Here is an 18,208-nt window from a genome sequence, read left to right on the forward strand (position 1 = left end):
TGCTCGACGCGTTCGTCTCGCTGTACCAGGCGGTGTGCTTTCCCATCTACCGCATCCCCCGGGTGCGCCGGGCCGACCACCTGGTCTTCGACCGCACCGACCTGCCTTACCTGAACGCGGTCGAGAAGTTCAACTGTTTTTACTGTTCTTACGGCAACGGCGTGGTGTCGTATGCGCGCGAAATCGCGGCCCGCACCGAGCAGTACTGGTGCCCCATCAAGCACGCGCGGCGCTGGCACGGGGCGCACGAGCGCTACCCGCATTTTTTCGAACACGGCGACGCCGAAGCCTTCCGCCAGGGGCTGGAGCGGCTGCGCCGGCAGTATGAAGACGGCGGCCCGATCAGCCCCCAGCACGGCGGGGGCACCGGGACCGCACCGCCACCGGCCCCGCCACCCAGCCGCCCTTGAGCGGCGGGGCCCCGCGACAGCTCGGTGGCCCGGCCGGCAGCGGCCTCAGACCTCAGGCCTTGGGGCCGTCCACCACCTCGGCGGCGGAACGGAAGGCCTCCACCGCCGTGGGCAGGCCGCAGTAGATGCTGGCGTGCAGCAGCACCTCCTGAATCTCCTCGGGTGTGGCGCCGTTGTTCAGCGCCCCGCGCACATGGCCCTTCAGCTCGTTCTGCTTGCCCATCGCGGTCAGCATGGCCACGGTGATCAGGCTGCGGGTTTTCAAATCCAGCCCCGGGCGCTGCCACACGTCGCCCCAGCCGTTGCGGGTCACGTACTCCTGGATGGGGGCGGTGAACGGCGTCAGGCCGGTGAAGGCGCGGGCGACGAAGTCCTCGCCCATCACGCGCTTGCGCGTGGCCAGGCCGGCGTCGAAATCTTTGCTGGGGGTGGGGTGCGATGGGTTCATGGGGTGTGTTCCTTGCAAAACCACAGCATAGCGGAGCCCTACACCCGCGGCGCTATGCTCGCCAGCGTGACCGACGCCTCCCGCCCGCCCCGCCCGACCCGGCGTATCGCCCACCTGGACATGGACGCCTTCTATGCCTCGGTGGAATTGCTGCGCTACCCCCAGCTCACCGGCCTGCCGCTGGTGATCGGCGGGGGCCGGCGCGCGGCCGATGCGGCGCTGGAGCGCGCCCACCCCGGTGTGGCCCCGGCCGAGCTGCCCGTGGCGGCCTTCCCCCGCCTGCGCGACTACGCCGGCCGCGGCGTGGTCACCACCGCCACCTACGCCGCGCGGCAGTACGGCGTGGGCTCGGCCATGGGGCTGATGAAGGCCGCCCAGCGCTGCCCCGACGCCATCCTGCTGCCGGTGGACTTCGACGCCTACCGCCGCTGTTCGCGCGCGTTCAAGGCCGTCATCACCGAGATCGCGCCGGTGATGGAGGACCGCGGCATCGACGAGGTCTACATCGACTTCACCGACGTGCCTGGCGGCCAGCGCGAGGGCGGCCGGGTGCTGGCGCGGCTGATCCAGAAAGGCATTTTCGACGCCACCGGCCTGACCTGCTCGATCGGCGTGGCGCCGAACAAGCTGCTGGCCAAAATGGCCAGCGAGTTCAACAAGCCCAACGGCATCTCCATCGTCCAGCCGGCGGACCTGGAGCCCCGGATCTGGCCGCTGCCGTGCCGGAAAATCAACGGCATCGGCCCCAAAACCGACGAGAAATTGCAGGCCTTGGGCGTGCACACCATCGGCGAACTGGCGGCGCAGCCGCTGGACGCGCTGCTCGAACATTTCGGCCAGAGCCTGGGCCACTGGCTGCACCACGCCGCCTGGGGCCGCGACGACCGGCCGCTGCACACCCACAGCGAGCCGGTGAGCCTGAGCCGCGAAACCACCTTCGAGCGCAACCTGCACCCGGTGCGCGACCGCGCCGACCTCAGCGCCCAGTTCACCCGGCTGAGCGAACAGGTCGCGGCCGATCTGCAGCGCAAGGGCTACCGCGGCCGCAGCGTGGCGGTCAAGCTGCGCTTCGACGATTTCCGCGTCGTCACCCGCCACCACCGGCTGCCGGCGCCGGTGGACCAGGCAGAGGCCATCCTGTGGGCGGCGCGCCAGGCCCTCAAGCGCGCCCCGCTGGAGCGGCCGTTGCGGCTGCTTGGGGTGCGGGTGGACGGCCTGCTGCGCCGGGGCGAGCCCGACGAGGCGGCGCCCCTCCCCACGGCCCGGCCGGACGAGCACGACGACCTCCAGGGTCGCCTGTTCTAACGCGCCACCCACTTGACTTGCATCAAATCCGACAGATCAAAGTCGCACAAGCAGCAGATATGGTCGCCACCCAGGGGTTTTTCGTTCACAATGCGCCGGCCGACGCCGGCCAGGCTTTGACCCCCAGGGCCGGCTCTGCAAGAATGCCCCCACACCCCGCCGCCCCCTTCCCCGCAAGGTGCCCCCGATGAAGCTGAACCTGCCCGTCACCCAGATCGAGTACGACTACCCCGGCCAGGAAATGCTGGTGTCCACCACCGACACCAAGGGCTACATCACCCACTGCAACTCGGCGTTCGTGTCGGTCAGCGGCTACAGCCACGACGAGCTGATCGGGCAGAACCACAACATGATCCGCCACCCGGACATGCCGGCCGAGGGCTTCAAGGACCTGTGGGCCACCGTGGGGCGCGGCAAACCCTGGACCGGGCTGGTGAAAAACCGCCGCAAGAACGGCGACCACTACTGGGTGGTGGCCAACGTCACGCCCATCCTGCAGGGCAAAAAGCCGGTGGGCTACCTGTCGGTGCGGGTCAAGCCCACGCGCGACCAGATCCAGGCCGCCGAAACCCTGTACGCCCAGATCGCGCGCGAGCGCGACAGCGGCCGCCCCACCGTCACGCTGAAAGGTGGCCACGTGCGCCTGCTGGGCTGGCGCGGCTGGCTGGAAGCGCACCGCCACGCCACCTTCAGCCAGCGCCTGGCGCTGACCCTGGGCGCCGTCACCCTGCTGGGCATGGCGCCGGCGGTGGTGCGCTACGTCCGGCCCGACCTGGTCGGCGACTTCGCCGGCCTGGGCCTGCAGTTGGGGGTGATGCTGCTGGGCATCGGCGGCATCATGGCCTGGTTCCAGGGCAAGTTCGCCGCCGGTGTGGCCGAGGCCGACCAGTTCGCCGCCGACCTGGCCAGCTGCAACCTCACCACCCAGGTCAGCGGGCGCTACCCCGAACCCATGGGCTCGCTCATCCGCAAGCTGGTGCAGGTGCAGGTCAACCTGCGCGCCGTCATCGGCGACGTGCGCACCGAAATCGCGGGCTTCAGCCAGTCGGCGCAGGAAATCGCCGCGGGCAGCCTGGACCTGTCGGCCCGCACCGAGTCGCAGGCCAGCAGCCTGGAGGAAACCGCGGCGTCGATGGAAGAACTCTCCAGCACCGTGCGCCAGACCGCCGACACCGCCCACGAGGTGGCGCAGCAGTCCCAGCACAGCCGCCAGACCGCCACCCAGGGCCAGCGGGTGATCCGTTCGGTGGGCGAGTCGATGGACAACATCGAACGCTCCTCGCGCAAGATGAGCGAGATCATCGGCGTCATCGAAAGCATCGCCTTCCAGACCAACATCCTGGCGCTGAACGCGGCGGTGGAAGCCGCGCGCGCCGGCGAGCAGGGCCGGGGCTTTGCGGTGGTGGCCTCGGAGGTGCGGGCCCTCGCCCAGCGCAGCGCGACCGCGGCCAAGGAAATCCGCGACCTCATCAGCGACTCGGTGCAGCAGGTGGGCCAAGGCGCGCAGCAGATGCACGCCGCGTCGCAGACCATCGACAGCGTGGTGCAGGAGGTGCAGCGGGTGTCGGACCTGGTGCTGCAGATCACCAACGCCACGCAGGAGCAGTCGCAGGGCATCGCCCAGGTGAACGAGGCGGTGACCCAGCTCGACGCGGTGACCCAGCAGAACGCGGCGCTGGTGGAACAGTCCACCGCCGCGGCCGAGAACCTGAGCCAGGGCACGGTGAGCCTGCAGCGCGCGGTGGAGGTGTTTCGCCTGCCCTGAGGCGCCCGTCGGGTTTCCGCCCCAGCCTGCCAGGCGGTCCGTCAACCGCCCCGGCCCGCGCTCACTGCCGGGCGGTGCGCACGTTGTCGGGCGGCTGCTGCGGGTGGCTGGTGCGCCAGGGGTTGATGTCCAGCCCGCCGCGGCGGGTGTAGCGCGCGGTCACGCTCAGGCGGGTCGGCCGGCAGCGCGTCCACACGTCCATGAAGATGCGCTCGACGCACTGCTCGTGGAATTCGTGGTGGTTGCGAAAGCTCACCAGGTAGCGCAGCAGGCCGGCCTGGTCGATGGGCGCACCGGTGTAGGCGATGCGCACGCTGCCCCAGTCGGGCTGGCCGGTCACCAGGCAGTTGCTTTTCAGCAGGTCGCTCACCAGCGCTTCCTCCACCGCAGGCTGGCTGGCGTCGGCGCGCAGCAGTTCGGGCGCGGGGGTGTAGTGGGTGCACTCCACGTCCAGGCGGTCCAGGCTCAGGCCGTCCAGCGGGGCCACACGCTCCTGCGGCCACTGGGCCGGGGTCAGCACGCGCACACCCACGCTGCCCTGGCGGCCCGCGCCACGCCACACCGCCTCGGCCAGGTCGGCACGCAGCCGGGTCTGCACCGCCTCGGCGTCGTCGAACACGCTCTGGTTGAAGCTGTTCAGGTAAAGCTTGAAGGACTTGCTCTCGACGATGTTGGGCGTCTCGCAAGGCACGGTGATGTGGGCGAGGGCCACCTGCGGCTTGCCGCGCGGGTTGAGCCAGCTCAGCTCGAACGCGGTCCACAGGTCGGCGCCCAGGAAAGGCGGCGCGCCGGCGATGCCGATTTCCGCGCGCTTGGGCGCGCGCGGCAGCGGGAACAGCAGGCCCGGGTCGTAGCGGTCGGCGTAGGCCGAGGCCTTGCCCAACTGGGAATCTTCGGGGCGGGGGGCAGAGGTCATGGGCAGGCAGGGTCAGGTGAACTCGCGCTCGCGCAGCCACTTGGTGGCCACCCACTTCTCGCCTTCGAGCACGGGGGCGCCGCCGTGCAGCGTCTGGGTGGCGGGGTGCGGGCGGTCGTAGGCAAAAAAGACGGCGTTGCCGCGCTGCGGCGCCACCTCCAGGCCCACGTCGGGGAAGGTGGTGCCGCCGCCGCGCACCGGCTCGTTCAGGTATATCACCAGCGTCGCCACGCGCTGGCCACCGCGCTGGGTGATTTTGGCCGTGCCGGGCTCGCGCGGGTCGAAATAGTCGTAGTGCGGCTTGTATTCGGCACCGGGGCGGTACTGCAGCACCTGCAGGCCCTCGCCGTGCGACACCGGCCAGTGCAGCAGCCGGGCGATGCGCGCCTCGATGCGGGCGATCAGCTCGGTTTCGCCGCGGCGGAAAAACATGCCCTGGCTGGTGCGGTCGGCGTTCAGGGCCTCGCCGCCGGTCTGGGTTTCCACGGTGAGCGAGCGGCTCATGCGCGGGCGCGCGGCGGCCACCAGGGCCTCGCACTCCTCGGGCGCCAGCAGGTTGCCGAACACCACCAGCTGCGGCCGGCGCAGGCTGGCCAGCACCGCCACCTCGCGGTCGCCGGCGTCCAGCAGGCGGGGCGCGCCGCGCAGGTCGGGCTGGGGCAAGGCGGGGGCAAAGGACGCCGCGCCGTCGGCCGGCGCGCTGGCGCGGCGCCGCGGCGGTTGCGACACCGGCTGGGCCGGCGCCCGCTGGGCCAGGTGTTCGCTCAGGGTGTGCTCCAGCGCGTCCAGGGCCACGGCCTCGGTCCAGCCGGCCTCGACCATGGCCCGCAGCACGGCGTCGGGCGCGAAGCCGGCCGTGGCCTGCGCGACGATCCAGGCGCGCAACTCGGGGGTCACGGTCTGCGACATGGCGGCTCCCGGTCGGCTCACCGTTGGGCGTCGCGGCGGAACACCAGCCGGTCCGGCTCGGACGCGGCGGGCACGTAGGTGTAGCCTTCGCGGTCGAAGGTCTTGAGGTCGTCCACCGTCTCGGCGCCGCGCTCCACCGCGTGGCGCACCATCAGGCCGCGCGCGCGCTTGGCCATGAAGCTGATGACCTTGTATTTACCGGTCTTGAACTCCTCGAACACGCAGGTCACCACGCGCGGTTTCAGTGCCTTTTTGTCCACCGCCTTGAAGTACTCCTCGCTGGCGAGGTTGACCACCACCGGCGCCAGTTCGGCGGCGGCGCGCTGGTTCAGGTAGTCGGCGATCTGGGTGCCCCAGAACTGGTACAGGTTCTTGCCACGGGCGGTGGCCAGGCGGGTGCCCATTTCCAGCCGGTAGGGCTGCATCAGGTCCAGCGGGCGCAGCACGCCGTACAGGCCGCTGAGGATGCAGACGTGCGCCTGCGCCCACTGCAACTGGTCTTCGCTCAGGGTCTTGGCGTCCAGGCCCTCGTACACGTCGCCGTTGAAGGCCAGCACCGCGGGCTTGGCGTTCTGCGGGGTGAATTCGGGCACCCAGGCCTGGTAGCGGGCCACGTTCAGGCCGGCCAGCGGGTCGCTCAGGTCCATCAGCGTGGCAATGTCTTGCGGCGTTTTGTCGCGCAACACCCCGATCAGCTCCGCCGCCTGCGGCACGAACAGCGGCTGGGTGTGCCGGTCGGTGACCGGCGGGGTCTCGTAATCCAGGGCTTTGGCGGGGGACAATAGAAACAGCATGCTGACCATCCTTTATCAAGACGATTATCTGGTATCCGTGGACAAGCCCGCGGGCCTGCTGGTGCACCGCACCGGGCTGGACGCGGGCGAAACCCGCTTCGCCCTGCAACTGCTGCGCGACCAACTGGGCCGCCCGGTCTGGCCGGCGCACCGGCTGGACAAAGGCACCAGCGGCGTGCTGCTGTTCGCGCTGGACGCCGACACCGCGCGCGCCCTGGGCCTGGCCTTTGAGCACGGCGAGGGCTTGCGCAAAAGCTACCACGCCGTGGTGCGTGGCTGGCCGGCCGACGCCGGCCGCATCGACCACCCGCTCAAGCGCCTGCCCGACGACATGCGCCAGCCGCGCACCGAGGTGCAGGCCGCACGCACCGACTACCAAACCCTGGTCCACTACAGCTTGCCGCTGCCCCAGGGCCACTTTGCCACCACCCGCTGCGCCCTGGTGGCGCTGGAACCCCACACCGGCCGCCGCCACCAGCTGCGGCGCCACCTCAAGCACATCGCCCACCCCATCGTGGGCGACGCCACCCACGGCAAAGGGCCGCTGAACCGGGCCCTGGCCGAACGGCTGGGCCTGCAACGGCTGTGGCTGCACGCCAGCCGGCTGCGGCTGACGCACCCGGTGACCCAGGCCCCGCTGGACATCCAGGCGCCGCTGTCCTCCGCCTGGGACCTGTGGCGCACCTGGACCCACCCGGCGCCCACGGCCTGAACCCCAGCGGGGGCCACCCCGTAAAATCGCCCCATCCGACCGCGCCCCACGGCGCCGGCCCGCGCCCCGCGCGGGTGGGTCGCCCTGTCCTGTTTTTCCCCTCATCCGCCATGTCCGACGCCATCGCCCAACCCGGCCTGCAAGCCCTGTCCAAATCGTTCGAGCCCGCCGCGCTGGAGGCCCACTGGGGCCCCGAGTGGGAGCGCCGGGGCTACGGCGTGGCCGGCTTCCGGGGCACCGCCCAGCCCAGCGCCGAAGCCGCCGCGGCCGGGAAGAACTTCGCCATCCAGCTGCCGCCGCCCAACGTGACCGGCACGCTGCACATGGGCCATGCCTTCAACCAGACCATCATGGACTCGTTGACGCGCTACCACCGCATGGCCGGGTTCAACACCGTGTGGGTGCCGGGCACCGACCACGCCGGCATCGCCACCCAGATCGTGGTAGAGCGCCAGCTGCAGGGCCAAGGCATCAGCCGCCACGACATGGGCCCCACGCCCGAAGAAGCGCGCAAGAACTTCGTGGCCAAGGTGTGGGAATGGAAAGAGCAGTCGGGCAACACCATCACCAACCAAATGCGCCGCATGGGCGACAGCGTGGACTGGACGCGCGAGTACTTCACCATGGACGACAAGCTCTCCAAGGTGGTGACCGAGACCTTCGTCAAGCTCTACCAGCAGGGCCTGATCTACCGCGGCAAGCGCCTGGTCAACTGGGACCCGGTGCTGATGAGCGCGGTGAGCGACCTGGAAGTGGAGAGCGAAGAGGAAGACGGCTCGCTCTGGCACATTGCCTACCCCCTGGCCAGCGGCGAAGGCCAGCTGGTGGTGGCCACCACCCGACCCGAGACGCTGCTGGGCGACGTGGCCGTGATGGTGCACCCCGAAGACGAACGCTACGCCCACCTGATCGGCCAGTACGTGAAGCTGCCGCTGTGCGACCGCGAGATTCCGGTGATCGCCGACGACTACGTGGACCGCGCATTCGGCACCGGCGTGGTGAAGGTCACCCCCGCACACGATGCCAACGACTACGCCGTGGGCCAGCGCCACCAGCTGCCCCTGATCGGCGTGCTGACGCTGGACGCCAAGATCAACGACCACGGCCCCGCGAAGTACCGCGGCCTGGACCGCTTCGTGGCCCGCAAAGCCATCGTGGCCGACCTGGAAGCCGCCGGCCTGCTGGTGGAAGTGAAGAAGCACAAGCTCATGGTGCCGCGCTGCGCCCGCACCGGCCAGGTGGTCGAGCCCATGCTGACCGACCAGTGGTTCGTCGCCATGAGCAAGGTCAGCGAACAGGACCCGACCGGCAAGAGCATCGCGCAAAAAGCCATCGACGCCGTGCAAAGCGGCCAGGTGACCTTCGTGCCCGAAAACTGGGTCAACACCTACAACCAGTGGATGAACAACATCCAGGACTGGTGCATTTCCCGCCAGCTGTGGTGGGGCCACCAGATTCCCGCCTGGTACGACGTGGAAGGCAACGTGTATGTGGCTCACAACGCCGACGAAGCACTGACTCAACTGCAAGCCTACGCCGCCAACCTCAGTGAAACCCAGCGCACCGCCCTGCTGGCCGGCGGCCTGAAGCGCGACGACGACGTGCTCGACACCTGGTACTCCAGCGCCCTGGTGCCCTTCAGCACCCTGGGCTGGCCCAAAGCGGTCACCCACCAGGAAGCCGCTGGCGGCGCCGGGCGCGAACCGGGCGATTTCCCGGCCGCAGGACGGATGAGCCCGGGCGCGTCCGGTGCTGACAGCGGCGTGCCTGCCAACGCCCATGGCCTTCAAGATTACGACCTCTACCTGCCCAGCAGCGTGCTGGTCACCGGCTACGACATCATCTTCTTCTGGGTCGCCCGGATGATCATGATGACCACCCACTTCACTGGCCAAGTGCCGTTCAAGCACGTCTACATCCACGGCCTGGTGCGCGACGCGCAGGGCCAGAAGATGAGCAAGTCCGAGGGCAACGTGCTCGACCCGGTGGACCTGATCGACGGCATCGCCCTGCCCGAACTGCTGGACAAACGCACCACCGGCCTGCGCAAGCCCGAAACCGCGCCCAAGGTGCGCAAGCAGACCGAAAAGGAATTCCCCGACGGCATCCCCGCCTACGGCGCCGACGCCCTGCGCTTCACCTTCGCGGCGCTGGCCTCGCTCGGCCGCAGCATCAACTTCGACAGCAAACGCTGCGAGGGCTACCGCAACTTCTGCAACAAGCTGTGGAACGCCACCCGCTTCGCGCTGATGAACTGCGAAGGCCACGACTGCGGCCTGGGCGACCACACCGCCGACCAGTGCGTGCCGGGTGGTGGCTACCTGCACTTCAGCCAGCCCGACCGCTGGATCGTCTCGCGCCTGCAGCGGATCGAGGCCGAGGTGGCCAAGGGCTTTGCCGACTACCGGCTGGACAACGTCGCCAACACGATTTACGACTTCGTCTGGAACGAGTTCTGCGACTGGTACCTGGAAATCGCCAAGGTGCAAATCCAGACCGGTACGCCCGAGCAGCAGCGCGGCACCCGCCGCACACTGATCCGCACGCTCGAAACCATTCTGCGCCTGGCGCACCCCATCATTCCCTTCATCACCGAAGAGCTGTGGCAGAAGGTGGCGCCGGTGGCCGGCCGCGCGGGAGCGTCGGTCGGCATCGCCGCCTACCCGGTGAGCGAGCCCAGCCGCATCGACGAGGCCGCCGAAGCCCATGTGGCCCAGCTCAAGGCCCTGGTGGACGCCTGCCGCAACCTGCGCGGCGAAATGAACGTGTCACCGGCCCAGCGCCTGCCCCTGTATGCGGTGGCGGGCACCGCCGAAGGCGCCGCCTTCCTGAACGGCGTGGCCCCGGTGCTGCAGGCGCTGGCCAAGCTGAGCGAGGTGCAGGTGTTTGCCGACGAAGCCAGCTGGAGCGCCGCCGCCCAGGCCGCCCCGGTGGCGGTCGTGGGCGATGCCCGCCTGTGCCTGTTCATGGAAATCGACGTGGTGGCCGAAAAAGCGCGCTTGGCCAAGGAAGTGGCCCGCCTGCAAGGCGAGATCACCAAAGCCAACAGCAAGCTGGGCAACGAGGCCTTCGTGGCCAAGGCCCCGCCGGCGGTGATCGACCAGGAAAAGAAGCGCCTGGCCGACTTCAGCGCCACCGTGGCCAAGCTGCAGGAACAACTGCAACGCCTGGGCTGACCGCGGCCCCCCGCGGGGGCTCTGCACCATGAAAAAACCGCCTCCATGGGCGGTTTTTTCATGGGCGCATGCGCAACCGCAGGCCGCGGCCAACAGCGGCTTCAGCGGCGGCGCAGCACCGACACGTAGTCCGGGCCGGCGGCGTCCTGCTCCACCAGTTCGTTGCCGGTCTGTTTGGCAAACGCCTGGAAGTCGCGCACCGACCCCGAGTCGGTGGCGATCACCTTCAGGGTCTGGCCGCTGGTCATTTCGGCCAGCGCCTTCTTGGCTTTCAGGATGGGCAGCGGGCAGTTCAAGCCCCGCGCGTCGAGTTCGCGGTCAACGTTCATGGTCGGTGTCCTTTACGCCCGAGATTGTAAGCCGAGGCCTTGCCAAGCGCTGACGCCCACGCTATGCCCCCCCAACCGCCACACGGGCCCGGCTCAGGCCGGGAACACCCCGGTGGACAGGTAGCGGTCGCCCCGGTCGCACACCACAAACGCAATGGTGGCGTGCTCCACCTGCGCCGCGATCTGCTGGGCCACCCAACAGGCCCCCGCGGCCGAGATACCGGCAAAAATGCCCTCCTCCCGCGCCAGCCTGCGGCACATCTCCTCGGCGTCGGCCTGGCTCACGTACACCAGCTCGTCCACGCCTGTGGGGTCGTAAATTTTGGGCAGGTACGCCTGCGGCCATTTGCGGATGCCGGGAATGCGCGAGCCCTCGCTGGGCTGCGCGCCGATGATGCGGATCGCCGGGTTCTTTTCCTTCAGGAAGCGCGACACCCCGGTGATGGTGCCGGTGGTGCCCATGGCACTGACGAAGTGGGTGATCTGCCCACCGGTCTGCGCCCACAGCTCCGGTCCGGTGGTTTCATAGTGGATGCGCGGGTTGTCCGGGTTGGCGAACTGGTCCAGCACCTTGCCCTTGCCCTCGGCCACCATCTTGTCGGCCAGGTCGCGCGCGTACTCCATGCCGCCGCTCTTGGGCGTCAGGATCAGCTCCGCGCCAAACGCCTTCATGGTCTGGGCGCGCTCGATGCTCAGGTCCTCCGGCATGATCAGCACCATGCGGTAGCCCTTGATGGCGGCGGCCATGGCCAGCGCGATGCCGGTGTTGCCCGAGGTCGCCTCGATCAGGGTGTCGCCGGGGGCGATTTCGCCGCGCTCCTGCGCGCGCTGGATCATGGACAGCGCCGGGCGGTCCTTCACCGAACCGGCGGGGTTGTTGCCTTCGAGCTTGCCCAGCACCACGTTGCCCCGTGCGCGGTTGGCCTCGGCGCCGATGCGCTGCAGCGCCACCAACGGGGTGTTGCCGATCGCGGCTTCGATGGTGGGGTAGCTGCGCGGCTTGCGGCGGGCGGCCGGCTTGCGGGCCGGGGCGGTGGCGGGGGTGGGTTTGGCGGTGCTCATGGCAGGATTTTGCACCGAGGCCAAAGAACCGCCCAGCGGTGTGACATAATTTCGGTCTGCTATGCAGCCGGAGTGGCGAAATTGGTAGACGCAGCAGATTCAAAATCTGCCGGAGTAATCCTCCGTGCCGGTTCGAGTCCGGCCCCCGGCACCATCAAAAAAGCCTAAGTAGTTGATCTACTTAGGCTTTTTCCTTTGTAGCGAGCTTCTTTGTGGTAGAAACTGTGGTAGTTCTGCCCCATGCTCCTGACATTTGGCCCCTTGCAAGTGAAGATCAAGTACACCTACACCCGAGGTAACACTGTCTTCTACCAACGTGCCGTCCCCGCTGATCTGCACGACCGTTACCCGAACAAAAACGTCAAAGTCAACCTGAAGACCTCGGACCCGCTCAAAGTGGCCCGAAAGGTTGAGCGACTCAACAGGCACTACGAGTCCGAGTGGGAGGCCATGAGGACTGCGCCTGAACTTTCACCAAAGGCACTGGCAGTCCATGCGGACAAGTGGCTTGAGGGATGGGGACTGAAGCCGTTCAGTCAGGACAACGATCCGATGGCGCTGGAACTCCTGCGTGACCACATTGACGAGAAAAAACAAGAGTGGGCAGCAAGGCAGGAAGACCCAGAACACGCCTACGAGTATGCGGATTCGGAGCAGTATCTGACACCAGTAGAGATCGAGGCTGGTCGAAGATTGTCTGGCAAGAAGGACACCCGCTTATCTGATGCACTAGCCCTGTACCTCAGCGTTCACAAACGCCGCAACAATGCGAAGTTCGTTGAGGACCAGACCCGGACGATGAACGGCCTGACTGCTATCGTTGGCGATAAGCCCATAGACACATTCGTCAGGGCAGACGCTCGCCTGTACGTAGAGAAGTGCCTAGAAGCTGGGCAGAAGACAACAACTGTCAGGCGTCGGTTGAATGTGCTGACTGCCATCTTCAACACATGGATTCACGAAAACAGCCTAACGATAGCTAACCCCTTCGCCCGGCTTGCCATACCCGATGAGGGCAAGGACAAGATCAAGCGCAAGGTGTTCACAGGCGATGAGCTTCAGACCATCTATCGCCAGTGTCAATCGCTTGATGATGACCTTCGCTGGCTGGTAGCCTTGATGATCGACACTGGGCCAAGGATTGCTGAAGTGGCTGGCTTGGCCTTGTCTGACATCGTGCTTGATCACCCAGTCCCCCACATCGTCATTCAGGAACACCCTTGGCGCTCTCTCAAGAACGAAGGCAGCGCCCGTAAGGTGCCACTGGTGGGTGCGTCCCTATGGGCCGCGCAGCGGATCGTGAGCAGCGTCAGGCCGGGGCAGCGGTTCGCCTTTCCTCGCTACACCTCCGACAAGGGGTGCAAGGCCGACTCAGCCTCAGGTGCAGCCAACAAGTTCATCAGGCAGGCTGTCACGGACGGCACCTCCCATTGCTTCCGCCACACACTCGCTGACAGACTTCGTAACGCTGGGTGTCCAAGAGAGGTGCTTTTTGCCATCGACGGTCATGCGTCAAAAGATGTGGGGGACAAGTACGGGTATGGTCATGGGCTTGAGATCAAGCGTGAGTGGCTGGAAAAGGTGGGGCTATAGGTCAGTAAAAAAAACCTCCCATGACAGCCTGTTTTTGGACAGGCTCCCCGAAGAAGGGGCAGAGGTCATGAGAGGTTGACGAGGTTAGAACTGGATCGTGAGTAAATCATCATCACCACCAACTGTTCGGTAACACTGTAGGGAACCTAAGGTGAAACTGAAGAGGAAGTCTTCACCAGCCACCTTAGATTCCCCGCTACCCAGCACACCCCATGACTTGATGGGTCGTCCGAGTTCGACAGGGGGCTACCACCTCCCCTACCTCTCGTGTCTGATGTTCCCCCCGGTGCGGTGGGTCAACTACCCGTTTGGGGTAGGACCACGGTCCACAACGAAGAGTCAGAGACGTAAAGTGCCAGTTAGCGGGAACGAGTACGCAGTCTTCACCGAGCGCACCTTGAGTTCCCCGGAGGAGTTTCTCCCCCATAACTGTGTGGTAATAGCGTGACTGTGATCGATGGATGCCCCAGAACAGAAGCCACCATAAAGCCACCCAAAAGCCATGAGGAGCCGTTTTTGATTGAGATGGAACCCACCCTACTCAAAGCGAAGAAAAAGGCCATAGCGGGCCTCTGAGCGGCTTTTTGGGCTTCCTGCACAGATGATGCCGTCTATCGAGCAGGCAAAGCGGACCTCAACGCCTGACACGCCCTCTTGACCGATGCCGTCGAGATACCGAAGTGATCCGCCGTGGCCTTGATGCTGGCGCTGCTGTCGTCTCGCCACTGGGCCACCGTGGCATCGTCGATCACCTTCTCTCGCCCAAGGTTCTTACCTTCAGCCCTCGCCCTCTCAATCCCGGCCATCTGTCGGGCCTTGATGTTATCCCTCTCCAGCTTCGCCACAGCGGCAAGCATGGTGAGCATGAACTCTCCTGCTGGGGTTGCCAAGTCGAACCCCTCCCGCATGGACACCAAGGACACCCCCTTGGCCTTGAGCGTTTCGACCGTGGTCAGTACGTCGATGGTGTTGCGTCCGAGTCGATCGATGGCTGTCACGATCACTGTGTCACCCTCCCGCACATAGGCCAGAAGCTGGGCCATAGCGGGCCGCTGAGCGGCTGGAATCACTCCAGAAATACCTTCCTCCCGAAACCACTTGGAAACGCTGTAGCGGGCCTCTATGTCCCTCTTCTGGTTCTCCGTGGTCTGGTCATCGGTGCTGACACGGACATAGGCAATTACTGCTGACATGGGTCACTCTCTCCTGCAAGAACACATAGGATCAAAACCTATGGCTCAAATTTTGCAGGGTGGCTCATTGAATGTCAACAGCTTTGATCCAACATGGAGGATGGTCCCGAAGGATGGCTCATGGGGTGCACCTTCCGAGCCAACTTATGCAGCAGAATGATCACCTTGGTGGTAATACACTAGAACATCAATAACCTAACAGTGGAGTGGCCTGTGGATCTCATCGACCGTTTGACCGAATTGTCCAACCGCATTAAGAGGCAGCGCGATCATGTGAAGACGGAGGAGGCTGTGAAAACGGCATTCATCCTCCCCTTCATTCAGGCTCTTGGCTATGACGTTTTCAACCCCGCAGAGGTCATCCCAGAACACACCGCTGATCATGGAGTGAAGAAGGGGGAGAAGGTTGACTATGCGATCAAGCTCGACAACAAGATCATGATCTTGATCGAGTGCAAGCAGGTTGATGCACCTCTCGAAGCCAAGCACGCTGGGCAACTGTTCCGCTACTTCACGGTCACGGAAGCCCGTTTCGGTGTTTTGACTGATGGGGCAAGGTACTTGTTCTACACGGACTTGGAGGCGCCCAACAAGATGGACGAACGGCCTTTCTTTGAGTTCAATCTGCTGGACTTCAACGAAGCTGCTGTGAACGAACTCAAGAAGTTCAGCAAGCCCGGGTTTGATGTCGAGACCATCGTCAGCACGGCAAGCAACCTCAAGTACCTCCGCGCTCTCTTGACAGAGATTCGGAATGAGTTTGCCAGTCCATCGGAAGACTTGGTACGTTTGCTGGTAAGTCGTGTCTTGCCCGGCGCCAGATTCACTGCTCAGGTCAAGGAACAGTACACGGAATTGACTCGTCGGGCCTTGGAAGCATTCATGAATGACTCAATCAACTTGCGGTTGAAGTCAGCCATGACCGATGCGCCTGCTGTGGTCACGCCCACATCTGCACCCGCATCTGCAACTCCGAACGAAGTAACGCAAGATGCGTCGTCGGATGACCGTGAAATCATCACCACAGAAGAAGAAGTGGCGGCCCATCGAATCATCCAAGCGATTGGGTCCGAGATCGTCGATCCCGAGGATATCGTGATGAGGGATGCGAAGTCCTACTGCGCGATCCTTTACAAAGACAACAACCGCCGACCGATTGCCCGCCTGTACTTCAACAGGAAGAAGGCCCTTCAAGTTGGGATCTTCATTGAAGACGGTGAGACAAAGCACGACATTGAACGACTCACTGACCTCTTCAAGCACAAGGCGTCCGTCCTTGCGAGCATCCAGCAGTACCTGCCCAAGGATAAGTAAGCCCCAAAATTGCCGGCCCTTGCCACCCGGGCACGGGGGGATTCACGGTATTCGCTCAATGCTGGTCGTGGCTGAGATTTGTTCGGAAAATGTTCCCACCCACGATGGTTTGACCACCACACAGTGACGCCACACCGCCACACCGCCACTTGAGTCGCTGGGGTCATCACCTTGCGTGGTAATATCCGTGGTAGTTATTCATCAACTTCCACAAAGAAGTTCTTGAAAATCAATCACTTAGAGATTTTTTTGAGGTGCCTGAGGTCCGGCCCCCGGCACCAAACTCTAAAAAGGGCAACATTCACAAGATGTTGCCCTTTTTCTTTGTTTTCCCAACGCACAGGAACTGAACCATGTGGATGCCTTTGCTGGCGGTTTTGGCGGGTCTGGCCATTCTGGTCTGGTCGGCCGACAAATTCATCGACGGCGCGGCCGCCGTGGCCCGTCATTTCAGCCTGCCGCCCCTGCTCATCGGGGTGGTCATCGTCGGCTTTGGCACCTCGGCCCCCGAAATGGCGGTGTCGGTGCTGTCTGCCATGGAGGGCAGCCCCGGCATCGCGCTGGGCAACGCCTACGGCTCCAACATCGCCAACATCGCCCTCATCCTGGGCCTGACGGCGCTCATCAGCCCCATCGTGGTCCAGTCCAGCATCCTGCGCAAGGAACTGCCCATCCTGGCCGGCATCACCGCCCTGTCGGTCGGACTCGTGTGGGACCTCGACATCGGCCGCACCGACGCCTGGATCCTGCTCGGCGTCTTCGGCCTGCTGCTGGCCTGGTCGGTGCGTGAAGGGCTGCGCAGCGGACCCGACGCCCTGGGCACCGAAACCGAGGCCGAGCTCGACGCCCACCCCCTGGCCATCGGCAAGGCCTGGTTCTGGCTGGCCGCCGGCCTGCTGCTGCTGGTCGCCAGTTCGCGGCTGCTGGTGTGGGGCGCGGTCACCATCGCGCAGAGCCTGGGCGTGAGCGACCTGGTCATCGGTCTGACTGTGGTGGCCGTGGGCACTTCGCTGCCCGAACTGGCCTCGTGCGTGGCGGCGGCACGCAAGAACGAGCACGACCTGGCGCTGGGCAACGTGCTGGGCTCCAACCTGTTCAACACCTTGGCGGTGGTGGGTCTGGCCGGGGCCATCCAGCCCATGGCGGTGGAGTCGGCGGTGCTGACGCGCGACATGGCGGTGATGGGCGCCCTGACGCTGGCGCTGTTCGTGCTGGGCTACGGCCACCAAGGCCAACCCGGGCGTATCAACCGCTGGGAAGGCGCCCTGCTGGTGCTGACCTTTGCCGGCTACACCGCCTGGTTGCTCTACACCACCCTGGGCACCCCGGCCTGAGCCTGCAGCCCCTCGCGCACCGTGGGGTAGCGCGGGGTCCAGCCCAGTTCGCGCTTGAGCCGGTCGTTGCGCAGGCGGCGCGACTCGTTCATGAAGCTCAGCACCATCAGCGACACCCGGTGCGGAGCCTCGGCCCGAGCGATGCGTTGGGGTCGAGGCAAGCCCAGCACATCGGCGGCCAGGTCGAAGTAGTCGCCCATCTTCAGGTCGGTGTCGTCGCAGGCGTGGTACACCCGCTGCGCCGGGGCGCGCCAGAGCGCGCGCACGCAGGCCTGGGCCAGGTCGTCGGCCTGGACATGGTTGGTGTACACGTCGTCCTCGGGGCGCAGCACCGGCGTGCCCCGCAGCAGGCGCTCGCGGGCGCCGCCGGCCCGGTCGTGGGCGTAGATGCCCGGAATGCGCAGCACCGCCACCGCCACCCCATAGGCTCGGCCCCACCAACGCAGGTAGCCCTCGGCGTCCACCCGGCGCCGGGCCCGGGGGGTGTCGGGCGCCACCGGACGGGTTTCGTCCACCCAGGCGCCCTGGCAGTCGCCGTACACCCCGGTGGTGGAACCGTACACCAGGCGCACCGGGCGGCCGCGCCGCGCCAGGGCCTGGGCCAGGGCGCGGCTGCGCGGGTCTTGCACCCCGCCGGCCGGCTCGTTCGGCGGCGGCGCCAGGTGCAGCACCCGCGTGGCCAACCCCGCCAGGCGCTGCAAGCTGCGCGGGTCGTCCAGGTTGCCCAGCAGAGGCGTCACCCCGGCCTGGCGCAAGCCGGGCACCCGTTCGGGCGACGAGGTCAGGGCCAGCACCCGGGCACGCCGGCCCGCGCCCAGCCCCTGCACGCTGCGCAGCCCCACGTCACCACACCCCACCACCAACACCCGTTCGCGGCGGAACCGCGCCGGCAAAGCCCCCATCCAGACCATGCAGCCTCGCAAATTTGAGAAAATCCCCGGCTCTCGG

15 protein-coding genes, 1 tRNA gene and 1 pseudogene are annotated in these 18,208 nt (G+C 66.1%); 9 read left to right on the top strand and 8 right to left on the bottom strand.

The window, feature by feature from the left end:
- Positions 1–410: pseudogene (locus tag HA630_RS10595) on the top strand (endonuclease Q family protein); the annotation flags it as partial.
- 52 nt (positions 411–462) lie between these two features.
- Here the strand turns inward: HA630_RS10595 and HA630_RS10600 are convergent.
- Positions 463–858 (bottom strand): carboxymuconolactone decarboxylase family protein, encoded by a 396-nt coding sequence (locus HA630_RS10600; protein ID WP_101049508.1) that lies wholly within the window; start codon positions 856–858, stop codon positions 463–465.
- 54 nt (positions 859–912) lie between these two features.
- On the opposite strand from HA630_RS10600, the gene dinB reads away from it, so the two are divergent.
- Entirely contained in the window at positions 913–2,163 is a 1,251-nt protein-coding gene (gene dinB / locus HA630_RS10605) for a DNA polymerase IV (protein ID WP_166834580.1), read from the top strand.
- A gap of 187 nt (positions 2,164–2,350) precedes the next feature.
- On the top strand, positions 2,351–3,928 hold the full coding sequence (locus tag HA630_RS10610) for a PAS domain-containing methyl-accepting chemotaxis protein (RefSeq protein WP_166834582.1): 1,578 nt from the start codon (positions 2,351–2,353) through the stop codon (positions 3,926–3,928).
- A 61-nt stretch (positions 3,929–3,989) separates the two neighbouring features.
- On the opposite strand, the gene queF is transcribed toward HA630_RS10610, so the two are convergent.
- Genes queF through yaaA form a run of 3 tightly spaced genes read right to left on the bottom strand, consistent with a single transcriptional unit; the run spans position 3,990 to position 6,547 of the window.
- Positions 3,990–4,844, bottom strand: coding sequence for an NADPH-dependent 7-cyano-7-deazaguanine reductase QueF (queF, locus tag HA630_RS10615; protein WP_166834584.1), 855 nt, complete (start codon positions 4,842–4,844; stop codon positions 3,990–3,992).
- 12 nt (positions 4,845–4,856) lie between these two features.
- Complete coding sequence (locus HA630_RS10620; protein WP_166834586.1) at positions 4,857–5,753, bottom strand: 2OG-Fe(II) oxygenase; 897 nt, start codon at positions 5,751–5,753, stop codon at positions 4,857–4,859.
- A 17-nt stretch (positions 5,754–5,770) separates the two neighbouring features.
- The gene (gene yaaA, locus HA630_RS10625) at positions 5,771–6,547 is read right to left on the bottom strand and encodes a peroxide stress protein YaaA (protein WP_166834588.1); all 777 of its coding nucleotides are present in this window, start codon (positions 6,545–6,547) and stop codon (positions 5,771–5,773) included.
- On the opposite strand from yaaA, the gene HA630_RS10630 reads away from it, so the two are divergent.
- Positions 6,546–7,259: a pseudouridine synthase gene (locus HA630_RS10630; protein ID WP_166834590.1), complete on the top strand. Its 714-nt coding sequence runs from the start codon at positions 6,546–6,548 to the stop codon at positions 7,257–7,259. The two genes, yaaA and HA630_RS10630, sit on opposite strands and share 2 nt — an antisense overlap.
- Before the next feature lie 110 nt (positions 7,260–7,369).
- A complete protein-coding gene (locus tag HA630_RS10635) occupies positions 7,370–10,435 on the top strand; it encodes a valine--tRNA ligase (protein WP_166834592.1) in 3,066 nt (1,021 codons plus the stop codon).
- Positions 10,436–10,536: 101 nt separating this feature from the next.
- On the opposite strand, the gene HA630_RS10640 is transcribed toward HA630_RS10635, so the two are convergent.
- The gene (locus HA630_RS10640; protein ID WP_166834594.1) at positions 10,537–10,764 is read right to left on the bottom strand and encodes a sulfurtransferase TusA family protein; all 228 of its coding nucleotides are present in this window, start codon (positions 10,762–10,764) and stop codon (positions 10,537–10,539) included.
- Between the two features lie 93 nt (positions 10,765–10,857).
- Positions 10,858–11,826 carry a cysteine synthase CysM gene (cysM, locus tag HA630_RS10645; protein WP_166834596.1) on the bottom strand — a complete coding sequence of 323 codons (969 nt, stop codon included), beginning with the start codon at positions 11,824–11,826 and terminating at the stop codon, positions 10,858–10,860.
- Positions 11,827–11,892: 66 nt separating this feature from the next.
- Here cysM and HA630_RS10650 point away from each other — a divergent pair.
- Positions 11,893–11,980, top strand: a tRNA-Leu gene (locus HA630_RS10650).
- A 113-nt stretch (positions 11,981–12,093) separates the two neighbouring features.
- Positions 12,094–13,419 (top strand): tyrosine-type recombinase/integrase, encoded by a 1,326-nt coding sequence (locus HA630_RS10655; RefSeq protein ID WP_166834598.1) that lies wholly within the window; start codon positions 12,094–12,096, stop codon positions 13,417–13,419.
- Between the two features lie 611 nt (positions 13,420–14,030).
- Here the strand turns inward: HA630_RS10655 and HA630_RS10660 are convergent.
- Positions 14,031–14,612 carry a recombinase family protein gene (locus tag HA630_RS10660; protein ID WP_166834600.1) on the bottom strand — a complete coding sequence of 194 codons (582 nt, stop codon included), beginning with the start codon at positions 14,610–14,612 and terminating at the stop codon, positions 14,031–14,033.
- A 213-nt stretch (positions 14,613–14,825) separates the two neighbouring features.
- On the opposite strand from HA630_RS10660, the gene HA630_RS10665 reads away from it, so the two are divergent.
- Positions 14,826–15,926 (top strand): type I restriction endonuclease, encoded by a 1,101-nt coding sequence (locus tag HA630_RS10665; RefSeq protein ID WP_166834602.1) that lies wholly within the window; start codon positions 14,826–14,828, stop codon positions 15,924–15,926.
- A 353-nt stretch (positions 15,927–16,279) separates the two neighbouring features.
- Positions 16,280–17,260 (top strand): calcium/sodium antiporter, encoded by a 981-nt coding sequence (locus HA630_RS10670; protein ID WP_166834604.1) that lies wholly within the window; start codon positions 16,280–16,282, stop codon positions 17,258–17,260.
- Here HA630_RS10670 and HA630_RS10675 read toward each other — a convergent pair.
- Complete coding sequence (locus tag HA630_RS10675; protein WP_166834606.1) at positions 17,233–18,162, bottom strand: SDR family oxidoreductase; 930 nt, start codon at positions 18,160–18,162, stop codon at positions 17,233–17,235. The two genes, HA630_RS10670 and HA630_RS10675, sit on opposite strands and share 28 nt — an antisense overlap.
- Between the last annotated feature and the right edge of the window lie 46 nt (positions 18,163–18,208).

The organism is Aquabacterium sp. A08, from assembly GCF_011742065.1.